The organism is Erwinia rhapontici (assembly GCF_020683125.1).
In the GTDB taxonomy this organism is placed as follows: domain Bacteria; phylum Pseudomonadota; class Gammaproteobacteria; order Enterobacterales; family Enterobacteriaceae; genus Erwinia; species Erwinia rhapontici.
Window position 1 is genome coordinate 1,727,783 of sequence record NZ_CP085627.1, and the last position, 20,779, is coordinate 1,748,561.

The following is a 20,779-nucleotide window of genomic DNA, read 5'->3' on the forward strand; positions in this document are numbered from 1 at the left end:
AGCATGCACCACTCGCGCCTGCCCGTCACCAGGACAACGCTGAGAGAAAGCGGGAAAAATGACAACGGGATGTGTCGGGCCGCCGTTTGGCGGCCCGGACAGGTCAGGAAGCGGAAGAGGAGAGCAGGGTGATCTGGGTCTGTTTTGCCATATTGTCGCGGTAATCCGCCACGCGGGTTGGGTATTCCACCCCGGCCACCAGCGTCAGAGAACGCAGCAGCGGGAACAGGTGGATATCGTCCAGCGACAATTCACCGCTCACGGCATTCGGTTTAACAATCAACTTGTCGAGTTTACGCAGGTCATCATTGATGTTTTTAATCCAGCCTGCTGAATGTTCTCTCAGCTCAGCGAAATCACCGGCAACGGCCTGTTTTTTGTTTTTAAAATAGCTGCGTGCTTCCGGGGTCGCGAACTCGGCAAACGGGGCTTCTGCTACGCGCGGATACAGCAGTTTATTCACATAAGTGTGGACATGTCGCAGCCAGTCGCTGATCGCCGGATTGGTTTTACCGGTCAGCAGGGGGTCATGATCTACCCGATCAATGTACTGCACAATATCCAGACTTTCCGGCATGCAGCTACCGTCTTCTTTCATCAGAATCGGTGCCATTTTCTGACCGATCAGACGGTTTGGCGTGGCTTCGTCATCGTTCATCATCACCACCAGTTCAACCGGAATATTTTTCAGGCCGAAGATCATGCGGGCTTTCACGCAGAACGGGCAGTGGTCATAAATATAGAGTTTCAAGCGGTTCCCCTTAAATTGGGATAAATGATGAGCACTCATCAACTATCTGAATGTACAAAGGAAGTATGGAAGAGAACCCGCCATAGGGCAAACCTGTCCCTGACATTCGTTGTTTTCTCCACAATTTTACGAATTTTTAATCGGCAGTGTTTTACCGGGGATTCGGATGGCGGTTATAGTAAAGCGATGGGGATAACGTGCTTTTTCGCCGATAAATCCCCCCCGCAAACTTACACCCGGCCAGGGATTTCAGGAGAGAAGATGTTTGGCTACCGTACTGCTGCGCCGAAAGTGCGCCTGACGACCGATCGACTGGTGGTTCGTCTTGTCAATGAGCGTGATGCCTGGCGACTGGCTGACTACTATGCGGAAAATCGCGCGTTCTTGAAACCCTGGGAACCCGTGCGTGATGAAAGTCACTGTTATCCCTCCGGCTGGCAGGCGCGGCTCGGGCTGATTGCAGAAATGCAGAAGCAGGGCAGCGCATTCTATTTCGCAGTGATGGACCCGGAGGAAAATGAAGTGCGCGGTGTGGCCAACTTCAGCAACATTTTGCACGGGTCATTTCATGCCTGCTACCTCGGTTATTCGCTGGGGGAAAAATGGCAGGGGCAGGGGATGATGTTTGAGGCGTTGCAAAGCGTAATTCGTTATATGCAGCGGCAGCAGCGCATTCACCGTATTATGGCCAACTACATGCCACATAATCACCGTAGCGGCGGTTTACTGGCGCGCCTCGGCTTTGAAAAAGAGGGCTACGCCAAAGATTACCTTCTGATTGACGGGCGCTGGCAGGACCATGTTCTGACGGCGCTGACCTCCCACGAATGGACGCCGGACCGGCGCGGAGTGTAACCCCCAGATGATCAAAACCCCTTTTACCGCCGTTGAAGCGCGCGTTATCGGCAGCCTGTTGGAAAAACAGGTCACTACTCCGGATCAGTATCCGATGTCGCTTAACGGCGTCGTGACCGCCTGTAACCAGAAGTCCAACCGTGAGCCGGTGATGTCGCTGACCGATAGCGATGTACAGAACACCCTCGATTTGCTGGTGAAAAAACACCAACTGACGGCGTTGAACGGTTTTGGCAGCCGGGTAGTGAAGTATGAACAGCGTTTTTGTAACTCTGAGTTTGGTCAGTTGAAGTTTACTGCTGCCGAAGTGGCGGTGATCACAACACTGCTGCTGCGTGGCGCACAGACGCCGGGTGAGTTGCGCACCCGCACTACGCGTATGCATGATTTTGCCGATATATCCGAAGTGGAACAGACGCTGGAGCGGCTGGCACAGCGCGAATCCGGCGCACTGGTGGTGCGTCTGGCACGTGAACCGGGTAAACGCGAAAGCCGCTTTATGCATCTGTTTAGCGGTGATGTGGATGAAGGTTCACTGGCTGCCAGCCCTGTTAATGACCATGAGAGCGGGCTGGAAGCGCGGGTGGCCTCCCTTGAACAACAGGTTGTGGCACTGCAACAGCAGCTTGCCCGGCTACTGGCCGTACAGGAGGCAGAATGAGTGCATTAAAAGTGGGGATCGTCGGTTTGGGCGGCATTGCGCAAAAAGCCTGGTTGCCGGTGCTGACGAAGACAGATGGCTGGCAGATTGCTGGCGCGTTCTCACCGAATCAGGAAAAGGCGCGCCCGGTCTGCGATAGCTATCGCATTCCCTTACTCAGCTCCCTTGACGATCTGGCGGCGGCCAGCGATGCCGTGTTTGTCCACAGCACCACTGCCAGCCACTATGCGATAGTCGATCGGCTGTTACGCGCCGGGGTGGATGTCTGCGTTGATAAACCTCTGGCGGCTACGCTGAGTGAGGCGGAGCGGCTGGTGGACCTGGCCGATAAGCGCGGACGCAAACTGATGGTGGCCTTTAACCGCCGTTTTGCACCACGCTACCTTCAGTTGAAGTCAGCGCTGTTGCAACCGGCGACGATACGTATGGATAAACACCGCAGTGATAGCGTGGGGCCACAGGATCTGTTTTTCACCTTGCTGGATGACTATTTGCATGTGGTCGACAGCGTGCTGTGGCTGGGTGGCGGGGAAGGAAAGTTGTTGAGTGGCACGTTGCAGACCAACGACAGTGGGCAGATGCTGTATGCCGAACACCACTTTAACGTGGCGGGTGTTCAGGTCACGACCAGTATGCATCGTCGTGCTGGCAGCCAGATGGAACGCGTGATGGCGGTGGACGAGGGGGCGGTCTATCAGGTCAGCGATATGCGTGACTGGCAGCAGGAGAAAGCAGGGCAGATCAGTATTGACCCCATCCCCGGCTGGCAGAGCACGCTGGAGCAGCGTGGTTTTGTCGGCGCAGCGCATCATTTTATCCGCTGCGTGGAAAATCAGACAATGCCGCAAATCAGCGGCGAGCAGGCGCTGCTGGCCCAGCGTATGGTCGAAAAATTATGGCGTGATGCCGAGCGGGAATAGGTTTACAACACAAACCCCGTAACAATCCACTGTGGTTATTTCCTTTCACTTCAGTAGACTATCCGCACCTTAAATGGCCCGAAGATCATCGGGCTGTGATTGTCGCAAGCCGGTCTTCCCGGATATCAGAATCAGGAATTACATGAACCTGTTGAAATCACTGGCAGCGGTCAGCTCCATGACCCTGTTTTCACGTGTGCTGGGCTTTGTGCGTGATGCCATTGTGGCACGCGTGTTTGGCGCGGGGATGGCGACCGATGCCTTCTTTATTGCTTTCAAATTGCCAAACCTGCTGCGCCGTATTTTTGCCGAAGGCGCATTTTCTCAGGCCTTTGTGCCGATTCTTGCGGAGTACAAAAGCAAGCAGGGTGAAGAAGCGACCAAAGTCTTTATTGCCTATGTGTCAGGGCTGCTTACCCTGGCTCTGGCGATTATCACGGTGCTGGGGATGTTCGCGGCTCCCTGGGTGATCCTGATTACCGCCCCGGGTTTTGCCGACACACCGGACAAGTTTGCGCTGACGTCTTCGCTCTTGCGGGTCACCTTTCCTTATATTCTGCTGATTTCGCTGGCGTCGCTGGCGGGGGCAATCCTCAACACCTGGAACCGTTTTTCTGTTCCCGCCTTTGCGCCCACGTTACTGAACGTCAGTATGATCGGCTTTGCGCTGTTTGCGGCACCGCACTTTCATCCGCCCGTCATGGCACTGGCATGGGCGGTGGTCGCGGGGGGCGTGCTGCAACTGGGTTATCAGCTGCCGCATCTGAAGAAAATCGGCATGCTGGTGTTGCCGCGCCTTAACCTGAAGGATGCGGGCGTGTGGCGTGTGATGCGTCAGATGGGGCCAGCGATCCTCGGTGTGTCAGTCAGCCAGATTTCGTTGATCATCAATACCATCTTTGCCTCCTTCCTCGTGTCCGGTTCGGTATCGTGGATGTACTACGCTGACCGTCTGATGGAATTTCCTTCCGGGGTGCTGGGCGTGGCATTGGGCACCATTCTGCTGCCTTCGCTGGCCAAGAGTTTTGCCAGCGGTAACCAGGACGAGTATTCCAAACTGATGGACTGGGGGCTGCGCCTCTGCTTCCTGCTGGCACTGCCCAGCGCGGTAGCGCTGGGGATTCTGGCGAAACCGCTCACCGTGTCGCTCTTCCAGTACGGCAAGTTCAGCGCATTTGACGCCGCCATGACGCAGCGGGCGCTGGTGGCTTATTCGGTCGGACTGATGGGGCTGATTGTGGTTAAGGTGCTGGCGCCGGGTTTTTACTCGCGACAGAACATCAAAACCCCGGTGAAGATTGCGCTGTTTACGCTGCTGGCCACGCAGGTGATGAACCTGGCGTTTATCGGCCCGCTGAAACACGCCGGGCTGTCGCTGTCTATCGGTCTGGCTGCCTGTCTTAACGCCGCGCTGCTCTACTGGCAACTGCGTAAGCAGGATATTTTCCAGCCGCAGCCGGGCTGGTTCAGTTTCCTGATGCGTCTGGGGATTGCTGTTGTTGTGATGGCAGCGGCGCTGCTGGGCATGATGTACGTGATGCCTGACTGGGCCAGCGGCAATATGTTGTCGCGTTTGCTGCGTCTGGCCGCGGTCTGCGCGGTGGGAGGGGGTGTCTATTTTGTTGTGTTGGGTGCTCTTGGTTTCCGCCCGCGTCACTTCTCTCGCCGAACGGCGCAGTAAGAGAATAACAAACAGAAAAACCCCGCAGCGCAAGGGCGCAGCGGGGTAAAGTCGAACACGGGTTGACGGATATTATGCTTTGCGACTTACCGGAGCGCTGGTAATCGCATGTCCGTCAGGGCCATAAAATTTTTGTGACTGATAAGGCTTCAAGACTTGCAGCGCATGCTCGTTATGACTGATCTGATGGTTGAGCAACATACCGTTATGTAAATTGGTATCACGCAGTTTTACCGTCTGTTCCTGAATAGCCGCCCAGCGCCGTGCAAGTGCCGGGTGCTGGCTGTAAGGCACATGCATACCAGTGACTTTTTCGGCGTCACGACGCATATCTTCCAGGAAATTGAGGGTAGCCAGTAAAGAGCTTTTATCCTCGGTAATCCGTTGCAATAAGCTGCTGTTGACCTGACCTGCCGAGAGCTGTTCTTGCTCCGCATTCATGACATCGGCCAGCGACGAAAGAACTTCAAGCATTTTATCAAGTGCGTTTTGCAGCTTATCCATGGGTTAATTACCTTGCAGTGAGTCTTTAGCTTCCTGAATCAGTGCGTCGGCAATTTTGCCGGTGTCCATCTTCAGTTCGCCGTTGCGAATTGCGTTCTTCAGCTCTTCAACGCGAGCCGTATTAATGTCCTGTGAGCTGGCTTTGCTCAACTGTGACTGCGCGCCGCTGAGAATAACCTGAGTACCGGTTGTGGTTTCAGTGGTTTTGCTTTCTGCTGCACGTGCTTTAGGCTGGGCAACATCATTGGTGTCACGTGACTGTACAGTGCTTGCCGGTTTCAATGCCTGGGTTCTGTCGATGCTCATATGCGCTCCTGTTAACTCAGGTTCTCACAACCTGATGTTCAATATTCTAATAGTACAATGACCGTTATTAACACTATCGGCAGAACTGTAGCCTTCTTTAGTGGTTTATAGCGATATCAGAATATTCCCATTAGCGTCGACCTTACCCATCACGATTTGCCCTGAACTCATCCGAACTCTGACCGGTTGCGTGGACGTGGCATTGTTCATTGCCTTGCCTTCGCTGCTGATATTAAACCCTTCGCCGCTGGCGGTAACGGTAACCATCTGACCTGCTTTCACTCGCCACGGTTGGCGCATCATCATCAGGGTGACGGGCTGACCGGGATTGATATCGCGCAGGGCAATAGCACCGACCGCGTCCGCGGGGCTCGTCAGGGTGCGGGCGGGCAGGGTATCCAGTCGGCCCTGCTCCATTCGCATATCGCTGGCGGAGATCGTCGAGCCGCGCAGCACCTGGCGAGTAGCAACCAGATACTGACCGCTGACCTGAACCTGTACCTGAATATAACGTCGATTCTGATCGCAATTGGCGGCAACGCTGATGTTTCCCCACATGCGGCTGTTACCCGGCAGTGAGAACTGCGGTTGCTCACAGGCAGGCCACATCGTCTGCGGAGTTTTCACCACCACGGTAAGGTTATCGGCAGACTGTCCGCTTTGCCCATAGCGATTTTTAAAAAATTCATTGAGCTGTGCGTTAAGGTCGACAGCACTGGCAGAGACGCTTATCAGAGCGACTAAAACGGCCAGTAGTCGTGTGAATCCTCGCATCAGAGACCCCCTTAATTTCAACATGGCACCGATTCTACCCTCAGATGCATATTGTCAAGGCGCAAATTAGCGACGGTTTTTAGCGCTATTCAAACGATAGCCCTTTCCCCCACGAGATTATGCTGTCAGCTCTAAATTCTCACTTGCGGAGGACGCATGCTCGACAAACTGGACGCAGCACTACGGTTTAACACCGAAGCCCTGAACCTGCGTGCACAGCGACAGGAAATCCTGGCATCCAATATCGCCAATGCTGACACTCCGGGCTATCAGGCACGCGATATCGATTTCGCCAGCCAGATGAATAAGGTGCTGGAACAAGGGCGGGCGCAGGGTTCCGGGCTGTCGCTGGCGGTGACGTCGGCACGCCATATTCCTGCGGAAAATCTTCAACCGCCTTCGATGGACCTGATGTACCGCATTCCTGACCAGCCTGCGCTGGACGGTAACACGGTAGATATGGACCGCGAACGCACAGAGTTTGCCGATAACAGTCTGAAATATCAGACGGATTTGATGGCTATCAGCAGTCAGATTAAAGGCATGATGTCTGTGCTACAGGGGCAATAACGATGGCACTTTTAAATATTTTTAATATTGCCGGTTCGGCAATGGCTGCACAGTCACAGCGTCTTAACGTCAGTGCCAGTAACCTGGCCAACGCCGACAGCGTTACCGGGCCGGATGGTCAGCCCTATGTAGCGAAACAGGTGGTGTTTCAAACCGACGCGGCACCGGGGTCCCCGACGGGTGGCGTGAAAGTGGCGCAGGTGATCGATGATCCTGCCCCGGCGCGTCTGGTGTATGAGCCCGGTAACCCGATGGCCGATGCCAAAGGTTACGTGAAAATGCCCAATGTGGATGTAGTAGGAGAAACGGTGAACACCATGTCGGCCTCGCGCAGTTACCAGGCCAATGTTGAGGTTTTAAACACCGTTAAACAGATGATGTTGAAAACCTTAACCATGGGTCAATAAGGAGCTTCCCGATGAGTATTGCTGTTGGTGTAAATGAAAAGCAGGCCACCACAACGCTGCAATCTTCCTCGTCTTCTTCTGATACGTCAGCGGCGGACTTGCAGAGTAACTTCCTGACGCTGCTGGTCACCCAGTTGCAGAATCAGGACCCGACCAATCCGATGGATAACAGTCAGCTGACCTCGCAGCTGGCACAGATCAATACCCTCAGTGGTATTGAGAAACTGAACACCACGCTGGGATCAATTTCCGGTCAGATTACCTCCGGCCAGTCCTTGCAGGCCTCGACCCTGATTGGTCACGGCGTAATGGTCAATGGTTCACAGGTATTGGTCGGCAACAGCACCACTACGCCGTTTGGCGTTGAGCTGGGGCAGGCTTCCACCGCGACCACCGCCACCATTAAAGATGGCAGTGGTGCCGTGATCCAGACTATTGAGCTGGGTGCACAGACCGCTGGTGTACACACCTTCCAGTGGGACGGTAAAGCGGCTGATGGTAGCGTCGCGGCCGATGGTAAATACACCGTTTCAATCAGCGCCAGCAATGCCACTGGTCAGCTGGTTGCACAGCCGTTGAACTATGCCTTAGTGAACGGCGTGAGCAGCACGGCCAAAGGGGCTGTACTTGACCTGGGCACCATGGGGACGACCACCCTGGAAAACGTACGTCAGATTATTTAATCCACTAATTTATGCTTCAGGAGTGACAACATGGGCTTTTCACAGGCAGTCAGCGGCTTAAACGCAGCATCCAGCAACCTCGACGTTATTGGTAACAACATTTCCAACTCCGCTACAGCGGGCTTTAAATCCAGCACCGTCGCGTTTGCTGATATGTTTGCCGGTTCTAAAGTGGGTCTGGGTACTAAGGTTGCGGCCGTGGTACAGGACTTTAACGACGGTACCACCACCACCACCAGCCGTGGTCTTGATGTGGCGATCAGCCAGCAGGGCTTCTTCCGTATGGCGGACACCAGCGGTGCGGTGTATTACAGCCGTAACGGCCAGTTCACGCTGGATGCTAACCGTAATATCGTTAACATGCAGGGCCTGCAGCTGACCGGTTATCCGGCCACCGGTACCCCGCCAACCATCCAGACCGGTGCTAACCCGGTGGCACTGAGCGTGCCTGCCACTGCGATGTCAGCGAAGGCGACCACCACTGGCGCAATGACGGCTAACCTGAACTCAACGGATCCTGTTAAAGACAACAACCTATTTGATCCCGATGACGCATCAACCTATAACGCCAAGTCGTCAATGACCACCTATGACTCACTGGGCAATGCGCATATCGTCAATGTCTATTTCGTGAAGACGGCGGATAACACCTGGCGCGCGCATCCGATTGACTCTTCAACCAGTCTTGAAACTCCGGATGATCAGACTCCTCCAGGCACCAGCGGTTTACCAGTAACCTTTACTAACACCGGCACCATGACCACGCCAGCAAATGGCATTCTCACCGTGAGCATGGGAGCCCTGAACGGTTCTGCGCCAGGCCAGACGTTTGCCCTTAATCTGAACGGAAGCCTGCAGCAAAACAATGGCAAAAGTGCTTTCGGTAACCCGACTCAGGATGGCTACAAGCCAGGCGAACTGACCAGCTATCAGATTAACGATGACGGCACCCTGGTGGGGACCTACTCGAACGAGCAGACCCAGACTTTGGGCCAGATCGTGCTGGCTAACTTCGCTAACCCGGAAGGTCTGAAATCTGAAGGTGACAACGTCTGGTCTGCTTCCGCCTCTTCGGGTCAGGCGCTGACCGGTGTTGCCGGGTCAGGTAACCTCGGAACCCTGACCGCGGGTGCACTGGAGTCTTCCAACGTGGATCTGAGTAAAGAACTGGTGAACATGATCGTTGCGCAGCGTAACTACCAGTCGAATGCGCAGACCATCAAAACTCAGGACCAGATTCTTAACACGCTGGTCAACCTGCGTTAATTCGGTTAACAGGATCGTTCTATGGATCACGCAATATATACCGCAATGGGGGCTGCCAGTCAGACCCTCGATCAGCAGGCAGTGACGGCGGCCAACCTGGCCAACGCCGCAACACCGGGATTCCGTGCGCAGCTTAGTGCTGCGCGTGCGGTGCCGGTGGAAGGTTTGTCATTGCCTACCCGTACGCTGGTCACGGCTTCGACGCCGGGAGCAGATATGACCCAGGGGGCGCTGGACTACACCGAGCGTGCGCTGGACGTGGCGATGCAGGGTGATGGCTGGCTGGCAGTGCAGACTGCCGACGGCACCGAAGCCTATACCCGCAACGGGAATATGGAAGTCAGCCCTGCCGGGCAACTTACCGTACAGGGCAACGTGGTGATGGGTGACGGCGGACCGATTGCGGTGCCGCAGGGCGCTGAACTCACCATCGCGGCTGACGGTTCTATTACTGCGCTGAATCCGGGCGATGCGCCGAATGCGACGGTGCAGTTGGGCAGGCTGAAGCTGGTACAAGCCACTGGCAGTGAGCTGACGCGCGGTGATGACGGTATGTTTCGCGTCTCAGCCAGTGCGGTGGCCCAACGCGGTGCCACGTTACCTATCGATGCCACCATGAAAGTGATGCCGGGCGTGCTGGAAGGCAGCAACGTCAGCAGCACGCAGACCATGGTCGATATGATTGCCAACGCCCGTCGTTTCGAGATGCAGATGAAAGTGATTTCCAGCGTCGATGAAAACGAACAACGAGCCAACCAGCTGCTGTCAATGAGCTGATCAGAGGAATAATAGATGATTCGTTCTTTATGGATTGCCAAAACCGGTCTTGACGCTCAGCAGACCAATATGGACGTGATTGCCAACAACCTGGCAAACGTTAGCACCAACGGTTTTAAACGTCAGCGTGCGGTATTTGAAGATCTGATGTACCAGACGATGCGTCAGCCAGGCGCGCAGTCATCTGAGCAGACCACGCTGCCTTCCGGTTTGCAGATTGGTACGGGTGTGCGTCCGGTGGCCACAGAGCGCCTGCATAATCAGGGCAACCTGTCGCAGACCAGCTCATCGAAGGATGTGGCGATCAGTGGTCAGGGCTTCTTCTCGATTCAGATGCCTGATGGTACCACCGCGTATACCCGCGATGGTTCTTTCCAGACGGACCAGAATGGTCAGTTGGTTACCAACGGTGGTTTCCCGGTGCAGCCCGCTATCACGATCCCGCCAAACGCCCTGAGCATGACCGTCAGTCGTGATGGTGTGGTGAGCGTGACCCAGCAGGGCCAGACTAACCCGGTTCAGGTCGGACAGTTGACGTTGAGCACGTTTGTCAACGATGCCGGTCTGGAAAGTATGGGTGAAAACCTTTATCAGGAAACACAGGCATCCGGTGCGCCAACGGAAAGTAACCCGGGCAACAACGGTGCGGGTACGCTGTACCAGGGCTATGTGGAAACGTCAAACGTTAACGTAGCGGAAGAGTTGGTCAGCATGATCCAGACTCAGCGCGCTTATGAGATTAACAGTAAGGCCGTGAGTACTTCTGACCAGATGCTGGCGAAACTGACTCAGCTGTAAAAGTAAGACGGACTGATTGACCGTTACAGGTGCCGGGTTTGCCCGGCCCGTTAATACAATATTCTCGTAATGAAAGGTTTATATCCATGGCGCAGCAGATCTCATTGCCTGGACGTTTGTTGGTAGCCACGTTGCTGCTAACGCTTAACGGTTGTGCGTTAGTTCCCCGTAAGCCACTGGTTGAAGGCTCGACGACGGCCCAGCCGATGCCTGCTTCACCTGCATTGGTCAACGGTTCTATTTTTCAGGGCGTGATGCCGATGAACTACGGCTATCAGCCGCTGTTCGAGGATCGCCGCCCACGTAATATTGGCGACACATTAACCATCACGCTGCAGGAAAATGTCAGCGCGAGTAAGAGTTCTTCTGCCAATGCCGGACGTGATGGATCTTCCAGCTTCGGCTTAAGCGCGACACCGCGCGCCCTCGTCGGACTGCTGGGTGGCGACAAAGCCACCTTCGCCGGGGAAGGGAAAAATGATTTTGCAGGAAAAGGGGGCGCTTCAGCGAATAACACCTTTACCGGCACCATCACCGTTACCGTTAACCAGGTATTGCCTAATGGCAACCTGAATGTGGTCGGTGAGAAACAGATTGAAATTAATCAGGGAACAGAGTTTATCCGCTTCTCCGGTGTGGTTAACCCACGCACGATTAGCGCCAGCAACAGTGTTGTTTCCACCCAGGTGGCTGATGCCCGCATTGAGTACGTCGGTAACGGCTACATCAATGAGGCGCAGAATATGGGCTGGCTGCAACGGTTCTTCCTGAACATATCACCGATGTAAGAGGTTTTAATGCGTAATGTACTGATTCGATGTGTCCTGCTGCTGACGGTAGGGTTTAGCGCCCTGGCGCAGGCCGATCGTATTCGCGATCTCACGACCGTGGGCGGCGTGCGTGATAACTCCCTGATCGGCTACGGTCTGGTGGTGGGACTCGATGGCACCGGTGACCAGACAACCCAGACGCCATTTACCACACAGAGCCTGAGCAACATGCTGTCGCAGTTAGGGATCACCGTTCCTACCGGCACAAATATGCAGTTGAAAAACGTGGCGGCGGTGATGGTGACTGCAAAGCTGCCAGCATTTGGCCGTCAGGGGCAGGTGGTTGATGTGGTGGTTTCCTCCATGGGTAACGCCAAAAGCCTGCGCGGCGGTACGCTGCTGATGACCCCGCTGAAAGGGGTGGATAACCAGGTTTACGCGCTGGCGCAGGGTAACATTTTGATCGGCGGTGCCAGTGCTGCGGCCGGTGGCAGTAGCGTGCAGGTCAACCAGGTGAACGGCGGTCGTATTACCGGCGGTGCCACGATTGAGCGTGAATTGCCGAATAACTTCGCCACCAGCAATATCGTTAGCCTGTATCTGAACCAGGAAGATTTCAGCATGGCGCAGCGCATCAGCGACGCCATTAACAGCCGCGGTGGCTACGGGATGGCGCAGGCCGTCGATGGCCGCACTGTGCAGATCCGCTCAACAGCAAATAACACCTCTCAGGTACGTCTGCTGGCGGATATCCAGAATATTGATGTCTCGGTTCCGATTCAGGACGCCAAAGTGATCATCAACTCACGTACTGGCTCGGTGGTCATGAACCGTGAAGTGATGTTGACGCAATGTGCGATCGCCCAGGGCAGCCTGTCGGTCACGGTCAATCAGACGCAGAACGTCAGTCAGCCTGATACGCCATTTGGCGGTGGTCAGACTGTGGTGACACCGCAAACGCAGATTGATATGCGTCAGAGCGGGGGCGCACTGCAAACGGTTAACGCCAGCGCGAATTTGAACAGCGTGGTTCGTGCACTGAACTCGCTGGGTGCGACGCCTATCGATCTGATGTCTATTTTGCAGTCGATGGAAAGCGCAGGTTGCCTGCACGCCAAACTGGAAATTATCTGATGAGCGACAACAGCCAGTCTCTGAGCAGCGCGGCGTATGACAGCCGCTCGCTGAACACCCTGAAACGGTTAGCCGGTGATGACCCGAAAGCGCATGCGCGCGAAGTGGCAAAACAGGTCGAAGGGATGTTTGTCCAGATGATGTTGAAAAGCATGCGCCAGGCGCTACCGCAGGATGGCCTGATGAGTAGCGAGCAGACGCGGCTTTATACCTCAATGTACGATCAGCAGATTGGCCAGGAGATCGGGGCGAAAGGCCTCGGTCTGGCTGACCTTATCGTGAAACAGATGGAAGGGCAGAAGCCGCTGGATGAGAAAGCCGGTACGGTGCCCATGCCGCTGGATAAGAGCTTTATCAACACCTTACCTCCGCTGGCGATGGAACAAATGGTCCGTAAAGCGGTACCGCGTTTCTCCAGCGCAGAGATGCCGTTATCCGGTGACAATGGTGACTTTATCGCGATGCTGTCAAAACCGGCACAGGCGGCGAGTGAGCAAAGTGGTATTCCTCATCACCTGATTCTGGCCCAGGCCGCACTCGAATCAGGTTGGGGCCAGCGCCAGATCCTCACGCGTGACGGTAAGCCAAGCTATAACGTCTTTGGTATTAAAGCGACGGGCAGCTGGCAGGGTAAAACCACTGATGTGATGACCACCGAATTTGAGAATGGTGAAGCGAAAAAGGTGAAGCAAAAATTCCGTGTTTACGACTCCTATTTCGATGCCCTCAACGACTATGTCAAACTGCTGAGTAACAATCCACGCTATGCGGCCGTGACGACCGCTTCCTCGCCGGAACAGGGTGCGCAGGCGTTGCAGGCTGCGGGTTATGCCACCGATCCTAAATATGCACAAAAGCTGGTGGGTATGATCCAGCAGTTCAAAAATATGGGTGAAAAAGTGGTCAAAGCCTACAGTCAGGATATCGGCGATTTGTTTTAAATTTTTCGGGGAAATGCTCAAGTTTGCCCCGGTTTAACCGATAACCTTTTCAGGCCGGATTTGCGTTAACCCCCTTCCGGCAAACGATTCGTCAATGCTGGCTCTGCAGTTGCCGGTTAACAAGGACCCGAAATGGCAAACTTAATCAATACCGCGATGAGCGGGTTAAGCGCTGCATCTGCCGCGCTGAGCACCACCAGTAACAACATTACTAACTATGCCGTTGGCGGTTATTCACGCCAGACAACGGTGCTTGCTCAGGCCAACAGTACCCTGAGTGGCGGCAGTTACTATGGTAACGGTGCTAATGTCTCCACGGTATACCGTGAATATGACCAGTTCATCACTAACCAGCTGCGTGCGGCCAGCGCCCAGTCCAGTGGTATTGCCAGCCAGTATAGTCAGATTTCCAATGTTAACAATATGTTATCAAGTACCACGAATACGCTCTCAAGCAATATTCAGGACTTCTTCAGCTCGTTGCAGACATTGTCGAGTAATGCCAGTGACCCCTCTTCTCGTCAGGCTGTTCTGGGTAAAGCTGAGGGATTGGTTAATCAGTTCAAAGTGACTGATACCTATCTGTCCAACCTCGACGGCAGCCTGAATACGGCGGTTACCGCTTCAGTTGAACAAATTAATAACTACGCAAAACAGATTGCTAACGTTAACCAGCAGATTATCAAGCTAAAAGGCGCAGGTGCGGGTAGTGAGCCCAATGATCTTTTAGATCAACGCGATAAACTGGTCAGCGAACTGAATGCCATAGCTGGTGTTAACGTTACCCAGCAGGATGGTGGTAGTTATAATATCTCTATCGGTAATGGGATTTCCCTGGTCCAGGGCGACACCTACAGTCAACTGGCGGCAGTGCCATCGAGCGCTGATCCTGGACGCACGACTATCGCGACTGTTGATCCTGTAACGGGTGCAAAAACTCAGATTCCTGAGTCAGAAATTACCAATGGTTCGCTGGGAGGCCTGCTGGCGTTCCGCGGCGATCTGGATAACGTACGTAATCAAGTCGGCCAATTGGCGATGGCGTTGGGAACAAGCTTCAACACCCAGCACAAACTCGGCAAAGATATTGATGGCGCGGATGGTGAAGATTTCTTCGGTTTGGGCGGCCCTTCAGTCCTGCAGAATGCCAAAAATAAAGGCACCGGCGAACTGACAGCGGAGTGGGATGACACCACCAAAGTTCAGGCCACGGACTACAAGCTAACGTTTAATAATGGTACCTGGACTGCAACCCGTCTGTCTGATAATACGACGGCGACCATTGATAGCACCACCACGCCTGGCGTGTTGGCATTCGATGGCCTAAAAGTGACGCCGACGGGTACGCCTCTCTCCGGCGATAGTTTCACCGTTCAACCCGTTAAAAACGTTATTGCCAATATGGCGGTTGAGATTACCTCTGAAGGAAAATTGGCTGCTGCCAGTGCGGCCGGGGGGGAAAGTAACAATGAGAACGTACAAAAACTGCTGGATTTACAAACCAAAAATTTAGTCAATGGCAAAAGTACTCTGACGGAGTCGTATGCCAGCCTGGTTGCGAACGTGGGCAACAAAGCCAGCACCCTTGCTAAAACCAATACCACACAGGCAGCCGTGGTGACACAGCTTACCAATCAGCAGCAGTCTGTTTCCGGGGTTAACCTGGATGAAGAGTATGCAAACCTGACGCGCTATCAGCAGTATTACATGGCCAATGCCCAGGTATTACAGACGGCTTCCACTATTTTCCAGTCACTGATAAGTGCTGTCAGCTAAATTTTGCAGAGGAATTAAACCATGCGACTCAGTACCAGCATGATCTACGATCAGCAGATGCGCGGGATCTCTACTTCACAGTCTGCATGGCTGAAAGGGGGAGAGCAGCTCGCTACCGGTAACCGTGTTAATAGTCCGGAAGATGATCCTGTCGCTGCCGCTCAGGCCGTTGTCATCTCACAGGCGCAGACTGAAACTTCACAGTATAAAACGGCGCGTGTTTTTGCCACGCAAAATCAGTCTACCGAAGTGACGACGCTTAAACAGGTAACTGATGTGATCATCAATGCTCAGACAACACTGGTTGCCGCTTCAAATGGAACCTTGTCTGACGACGATCGCCAGTCTTACGCGACTCAGCTTACCGGGCTTCGTGCTCAGTTACTGAATCTTGCCAACAGCACTGATGGTAGTGGCCGCTATGTTTTTGCGGGATATCAGAGTGACAAACCTCCTTTTGTTACTGATGCGACTACAGGCGCAACAACTTATGAGGGGGGGCTGACGCCTATTTCTCAGAAAGTGGATGCCAGCCGGACGTTAACCACCAATCATACGGGCGAACAGATTTTCAATTCTCTGACCAGTACTGCGGTGAAAGAAGCTGATGGCACGGCAGAAACGAATATATTTAACATGCTAGACACGGCGATCGCATCGTTGAATAAGCCGTTGGCCGATGCGTCCCAGGCAGATATTGATGATGGGTTAGCGGCACTGGAGAAATCGGGCCGAGGCTTGCGTAATGCGTTAAATAACGTATCAAGTGTTAGTGCAGAAGTCGGTACAAACCTGCAGGAGTTATCCAGTCTTGATTCCAAAGGGGATGACACTATCCTTAACCAAAAAAATCAGCTGTCAGCATTGATTGGCGCTGATACCGTGGAGTCAATTTCTAACTACACCATGCAGCAGGCGGCGTTAAAAGCCTCTTATACGGTGTTCCAGCAGATGTCCAAACTGTCTCTGTTTAACCTGAATTCGTAGACTGACTTCTAATATTTGAACGTGCTTTAACCGTGTACGTTCAGTTTCTCCCGCTGTCAGTAGCCAAAGCTGACAGCGGGTTTTTTTTGCCTGCTATCCCCTCTCACGTAACGGTGTGCCCCGTATCCTTTTAACGACTTGTCGATAACGCAATGGTGTCTATGAACCGCGATGCTGATGACGGCGGGTATATGTATACTCACAGATATGAATACGTTGCGACAACGATCGGTGAATACAGAGATACTGGCGTAAACGGGGAGGGAAGAGCAGATAAAAAAAAGCCCCGGCCAGGTGGCCAGGGCTTGATTGACGCGTTATCAGGTATTAAGGACGGGTTGCCGGAGCAGTCGCCTGATGAGTTGCAGCGTGACCGCCTGCTGACCCCTTACCTTCAAAGTTAAAGTCCGGACGCACCCAGTCGCTCTGACTTGGTGCTTCTGGCTGGTAAGCCGGAGCCGGGGCTTTCGTCATTGGCGCGGTAGCATGATGCGGAGCGCTGCTCTGCACGGGGGCAGCGGCCACGGGTTCTGCAACAGCAGGTGCGCTGGCAACGATCGGTGCAGCATCAACCACAGGCTCAGCAGCAACCGGTGCATCCGCGACAGGCTCGTCACGGGCAGGAACCGGAGCGTGCGGCTCGCTGGTCGCCACAGTGTGTTGTGCTGCAGTCACTTCCGGTGCATGGAGCACTTCGGCAACCTGCTGCTCAACTTCAGGGCTGACTTCAACCGGAGCAACGCTGGCAATGTCAGTCGCCTGTTGGGCTTCTTCCACAATATCCGCAACAGCATCAACTGCGGCAAAAGTTGGCTCAGGCTGAACATCTTCCACAGGCGTCGCTTCTGCTGCAGTCTCTTCCGCGACAACTTCGTCAGCGGCAGAAATTACGGCGGGTTCTTCGTTTACCGGTGCGTCAATGGCAGCCGTCTCTTCAGCAATCACAGGGGTGATTTCTGGCAGATTTTCTGGCTGTGGCTCAGCCTGCTGCACAGGTTCTGCCTGCTCTTCGACCGGGGCTTCAATCGCAGGAGTGTTAACCTCAGGGGTTTCAACCACAGGTGCGGTGGCAGCGACAGCCTCTACCGCATTAGCGGCTTCGACAGCGGCAGTGGCTTCTGCAACAGGCGTTTCAACCTCTGTATGACCGTAAGGAGGGACCACTGAATGGCCATGCTCTTCATGCGTTTCGTGATCGCTTGTCTGAGCAACCGGATAAGAAATCCACACTTTACCTGATGCCATTTCTGGCGATGCAGCAGCGTTAGACAGCGGCATTGGTGACTGTGTCGGATAACGCTCATCACGGTAACGGCGACGACGCTGACCGCTCACACGCAGGTGGCGTGGAGAGCGACGTGAACGGCGTGGCATATTGTTGCCATCACGATCGTCGTTGTCATCAGACTCAGCCACAGGTTCGTTAACCACTGGCGTGGCTGCCGGGGTCACTTCTTCACCTTGCGGTTCAAACGAACGCGCAGCGGTCTGTTCAGCCGTTTCGATACGCACTTTCTGGTTCAACTGGCGCGGTTTACGGCGCGGCATCACCTGTACGTTCTCTTCCTGCACTTCCTGATTGTCTACAGCTTCGATGATCGGCTCAACGATGCTCTCTTCCTGCACGACCGGCCGTTTTTCTTCCTGGTTCTGACCAGGACGACGACGCTGGCGATCCTGACGAGGTTGACGTGGCTGCGAGGTTTCGCTGCGTTCAAATTCGTCTGGAACCATACGTTCGCTGCGGGCATCCGCCTGTGGTGCATTGCGTTTATTGGCGTTGTTACGACGATTGTCGTCACGACCATTTTCACGCGCTTCGTTGTTGCGTTCACGTGGTGCACGTTCAGTACGTTCAGTACGTTCACCGTTGCGGTCGTTACGCTCGCTGTTGCGCTCGTTACGTTCACCATTACGGTCGTTACGTTCACTGTTACGGTCGTTACGTTCACTGTTACGGTCGTTACGTTCGCCGTTGCGGTCGTTACGTTCGCCATTGCGATCGCTACGGTCTGCATTACGATCGCCATAACGCTCACCACGTTCACCGTTACGGTCGCGGCGGTTATTGTTCTGGCGGCGGTTATTGCGACGTTCACCACGTGGTGCAGCAGGTTCGGCTGGTTTTTCTTCAACGACAGGTGGCTGTGGCTCAACTGCTGGCTTCTCTTCCGCAGCGAACAGTTTTTTCAGCCCGCTGAAGAAACGGCTAACCAGGCCCGGCTGAGCGTCAGCGGCAGGTGTTTTCGCGACAGGCGGTGCAACCGGTGCTGTTGCGGCAACTTCTGCAATTTCTTCCTGTGGTGCTGGCGGCGCATCTGGCATCACAAAAGCGGCGAGGGCAGGCTGCTCAGGGCGCTTGCGCTCAGCGTGCTCTTCTTCAGAAGGCAACGCCATTTCTGCTTCGTGCAGTTTAGGCAGGTGATAACTGAGAGTTTGCGTCTCTTCACCACTGCGCACGCGCAGAACGGAGTAGTGCGGTGTCTGCATATTATCGTTGGGTACGATAATGGCACGCACGCCGCCCTGGCGTTTTTCAATGGCGCTGACGGCTTCACGTTTCTCGTTCAGCAGGTATGAAGCAACCTGAACCGGTACGATGGCATGAACTTCTTTGGTGTTCTCTTTCAGCGCTTCTTCTTCAATCAGACGCAGAATGGAGAGAGCCAGCGATTCGTTATCACGGATGGTACCGGTGCCGCTACAGCGTGGGCAAACGTGATGGCTGGATTCACCCAGAGAAGGGCTAAGACGCTGACGCGACATTTCCAGCAGGCCGAAACGTGAAATATGGCTGATCTGAATACGAGCACGATCCTGGCGTACGGCTTCACGCAGGCGGTTTTCTACCGCACGCTGATGACGAACCGGGGTCATATCGATAAAGTCGATAACGATCAGGCCACCGAGGTCACGCAAACGCAGCTGGCGGGCAATTTCATCGGCCGCTTCCAGGTTGGTGTTAAACGCCGTTTCTTCGATGTCCCCGCCGCGAGTGGCGCGTGCGGAGTTGATATCGATAGCCGTCAGCGCTTCGGTGGAATCGATAACAATCGATCCGCCAGAAGGCAGACGCACTTCACGCTGGAATGCAGATTCGATCTGCGATTCGATTTGATAGTGGCTGAACAGCGGGATTTCACCGGTGTACAGTTTAATTTTGCTGCTGAAATCTGGACGACCCAGTGCGGCGATATGCTGGCGAGCCAGCTCCAGCACTTTTGGATTGTCGATGAGGATTTCGCCGATGTCCTGACGCAGATAGTCGCGGAAGGCGCGCACGATCACGTTACTTTCCTGATGGATCAGGAAAGGCGCGGGGCGGCTGTCAGCAGCTTTCTTAATGGCTTCCCAATGTTTCAGACGGAAGCTGAGATCCCATTGCAGTGCATCGGCCGATTTGCCCACACCCGCGGTGCGTACAATCAGACCCATACCATCAGGCAATTCCAGTGCTGACAGGGCTTCTTTCAGTTCAGTGCGGTCATCGCCTTCGATACGGCGTGAAATACCGCCTGCTCGTGGGTTGTTTGGCATCAGAACCAGGTAACTTCCCGCCAGGCTGATAAAGGTGGTCAGGGCTGCGCCTTTATTACCACGTTCTTCTTTATCGATCTGAACAATGACTTCCTGGCCTTCACGCAGTACATCCTTGATATTTGGACGACCGTGAGAATTGTAATTAGCAGGGAAGTATTCGCGGGAAATTTCTTTCAGAGGTAGGAAACCGTGCCGTTCAGCGCCGTAATCAACAAATGCGGCTTCGAGGCTGGGTTCAATGCGGGTGATCTTGCCTTTGTAGATGTTGGCTTTTTTCTGTTCGTGTCCAGGGCTTTCAATATCCAGATCGTACAGACGTTGTCCGTCCACGAGGGCAACACGCAACTCTTCCTGCTGAGTTGCGTTTATCAACATTCTTTTCATCGTAACTTACTCATTATTCTTACATTAGTGACAAAGCTGCGGGCAAAGTAACGCTGGACATGAAAACCGATGACCCCGTGTCTCATCGCAAAGCCGTCAACCTCCCGGTTGTCAGCAGCTAAAGGGGTGCAAAAACTCGGTAGCCTGTTTTACATATGGAAAAACAGCGCTTTTAAGGGGGGAACCGCCAGTAGAATACCAGGTGAACCAATCCCGTTTTATCGTCCAGGCTGCAACCCGCAGCCCGCTAAATGCCTGATTGCACAATACGTCTTACGCCATTGCTGCGTGTAT

At 54.2% G+C, this 20,779-nt stretch carries 20 protein-coding genes; 15 read left to right on the forward strand and 5 right to left on the reverse strand.

Features of this window, described 5'->3' with window-relative positions; genetic code table 11:
* Nucleotides 1-103: 103 nt before the first annotated feature.
* Nucleotides 104-751, reverse strand: coding sequence for a glutaredoxin 2 (gene grxB / locus LJN55_RS08235; protein ID WP_133842781.1), 648 nt, complete (start codon nucleotides 749-751; stop codon nucleotides 104-106).
* 261 nt (nucleotides 752-1,012) lie between these two features.
* Between grxB and rimJ the strand changes: the two genes are divergently transcribed.
* The 4 genes from rimJ (at nucleotide 1,013) to murJ (ending at nucleotide 4,868) form a co-directional block, all read left to right on the forward strand.
* Complete coding sequence (rimJ, locus tag LJN55_RS08240; RefSeq protein WP_159337080.1) at nucleotides 1,013-1,606, forward strand: ribosomal protein S5-alanine N-acetyltransferase; 594 nt, start codon at nucleotides 1,013-1,015, stop codon at nucleotides 1,604-1,606.
* 10 nt (nucleotides 1,607-1,616) lie between these two features.
* A complete protein-coding gene (locus LJN55_RS08245; protein WP_407647801.1) occupies nucleotides 1,617-2,267 on the forward strand; it encodes a DUF480 domain-containing protein in 651 nt (216 codons plus the stop codon).
* A complete protein-coding gene (locus tag LJN55_RS08250) occupies nucleotides 2,264-3,187 on the forward strand; it encodes a Gfo/Idh/MocA family protein (protein ID WP_133842787.1) in 924 nt (307 codons plus the stop codon). The genes LJN55_RS08245 and LJN55_RS08250 overlap by 4 nt, the downstream gene beginning before the upstream one ends.
* A 142-nt stretch (nucleotides 3,188-3,329) precedes the next feature.
* A complete protein-coding gene (murJ, locus tag LJN55_RS08255; RefSeq protein WP_167864383.1) occupies nucleotides 3,330-4,868 on the forward strand; it encodes a murein biosynthesis integral membrane protein MurJ in 1,539 nt (512 codons plus the stop codon).
* Between the two features lie 72 nt (nucleotides 4,869-4,940).
* Here murJ and flgN read toward each other — a convergent pair whose 3' ends face one another.
* From flgN to flgA, 3 genes are all read right to left on the reverse strand, one after another.
* Entirely contained in the window at nucleotides 4,941-5,372 is a 432-nt protein-coding gene (gene flgN / locus LJN55_RS08260) for a flagellar export chaperone FlgN (protein WP_133842791.1), read from the reverse strand.
* Between the two features lie 3 nt (nucleotides 5,373-5,375).
* A complete protein-coding gene (gene flgM / locus LJN55_RS08265) occupies nucleotides 5,376-5,678 on the reverse strand; it encodes a flagellar biosynthesis anti-sigma factor FlgM (RefSeq protein WP_133842792.1) in 303 nt (100 codons plus the stop codon).
* A 105-nt stretch (nucleotides 5,679-5,783) separates the two neighbouring features.
* Nucleotides 5,784-6,452 carry a flagellar basal body P-ring formation chaperone FlgA gene (gene flgA / locus LJN55_RS08270; protein WP_227535999.1) on the reverse strand — a complete coding sequence of 223 codons (669 nt, stop codon included), beginning with the start codon at nucleotides 6,450-6,452 and terminating at the stop codon, nucleotides 5,784-5,786.
* A 156-nt stretch (nucleotides 6,453-6,608) separates the two neighbouring features.
* Here flgA and flgB point away from each other — a divergent pair, with 156 nt between their 5' ends.
* The 11 genes from flgB (at nucleotide 6,609) to flgL (ending at nucleotide 16,561) form a co-directional block, all read left to right on the forward strand.
* Nucleotides 6,609-7,022, forward strand: coding sequence for a flagellar basal body rod protein FlgB (gene flgB / locus LJN55_RS08275; protein WP_062743748.1), 414 nt, complete (start codon nucleotides 6,609-6,611; stop codon nucleotides 7,020-7,022).
* 2 nt (nucleotides 7,023-7,024) lie between these two features.
* Nucleotides 7,025-7,429 carry a flagellar basal body rod protein FlgC gene (gene flgC, locus LJN55_RS08280; protein ID WP_062743747.1) on the forward strand — a complete coding sequence of 135 codons (405 nt, stop codon included), beginning with the start codon at nucleotides 7,025-7,027 and terminating at the stop codon, nucleotides 7,427-7,429.
* A gap of 11 nt (nucleotides 7,430-7,440) precedes the next feature.
* On the forward strand, nucleotides 7,441-8,112 hold the full coding sequence (gene flgD / locus LJN55_RS08285; protein ID WP_167864386.1) for a flagellar hook assembly protein FlgD: 672 nt from the start codon (nucleotides 7,441-7,443) through the stop codon (nucleotides 8,110-8,112).
* 30 nt (nucleotides 8,113-8,142) lie between these two features.
* Nucleotides 8,143-9,378 carry a flagellar hook protein FlgE gene (flgE, locus tag LJN55_RS08290; protein WP_227536000.1) on the forward strand — a complete coding sequence of 412 codons (1,236 nt, stop codon included), beginning with the start codon at nucleotides 8,143-8,145 and terminating at the stop codon, nucleotides 9,376-9,378.
* Between the two features lie 21 nt (nucleotides 9,379-9,399).
* Entirely contained in the window at nucleotides 9,400-10,155 is a 756-nt protein-coding gene (locus tag LJN55_RS08295) for a flagellar basal body rod protein FlgF (protein WP_167864388.1), read from the forward strand.
* 15 nt (nucleotides 10,156-10,170) lie between these two features.
* Nucleotides 10,171-10,953, forward strand: a complete 783-nt coding sequence (gene flgG / locus LJN55_RS08300; protein WP_133842802.1) for a flagellar basal-body rod protein FlgG — start codon at nucleotides 10,171-10,173, stop codon at nucleotides 10,951-10,953.
* 86 nt (nucleotides 10,954-11,039) lie between these two features.
* Nucleotides 11,040-11,741: a flagellar basal body L-ring protein FlgH gene (locus tag LJN55_RS08305; RefSeq protein ID WP_133842804.1), complete on the forward strand. Its 702-nt coding sequence runs from the start codon at nucleotides 11,040-11,042 to the stop codon at nucleotides 11,739-11,741.
* Nucleotides 11,742-11,750: 9 nt separating this feature from the next.
* Nucleotides 11,751-12,857 (forward strand): flagellar basal body P-ring protein FlgI, encoded by a 1,107-nt coding sequence (locus LJN55_RS08310; RefSeq protein ID WP_133842806.1) that lies wholly within the window; start codon nucleotides 11,751-11,753, stop codon nucleotides 12,855-12,857.
* Entirely contained in the window at nucleotides 12,857-13,798 is a 942-nt protein-coding gene (gene flgJ / locus LJN55_RS08315) for a flagellar assembly peptidoglycan hydrolase FlgJ (RefSeq protein ID WP_133842808.1), read from the forward strand. Before LJN55_RS08310 ends, flgJ begins: the two co-directional genes overlap by 1 nt.
* 132 nt (nucleotides 13,799-13,930) lie before the next feature.
* A complete protein-coding gene (gene flgK / locus LJN55_RS08320) occupies nucleotides 13,931-15,574 on the forward strand; it encodes a flagellar hook-associated protein FlgK (RefSeq protein WP_227536001.1) in 1,644 nt (547 codons plus the stop codon).
* A gap of 21 nt (nucleotides 15,575-15,595) precedes the next feature.
* A complete protein-coding gene (gene flgL, locus LJN55_RS08325; RefSeq protein ID WP_167864390.1) occupies nucleotides 15,596-16,561 on the forward strand; it encodes a flagellar hook-associated protein FlgL in 966 nt (321 codons plus the stop codon).
* Nucleotides 16,562-16,888: 327 nt separating this feature from the next.
* On the opposite strand, the gene rne is transcribed toward flgL, so the two are convergent.
* Nucleotides 16,889-20,485, reverse strand: a complete 3,597-nt coding sequence (gene rne / locus LJN55_RS08330; RefSeq protein ID WP_227536002.1) for a ribonuclease E — start codon at nucleotides 20,483-20,485, stop codon at nucleotides 16,889-16,891.
* Nucleotides 20,486-20,779: the final 294 nt, after the last annotated feature.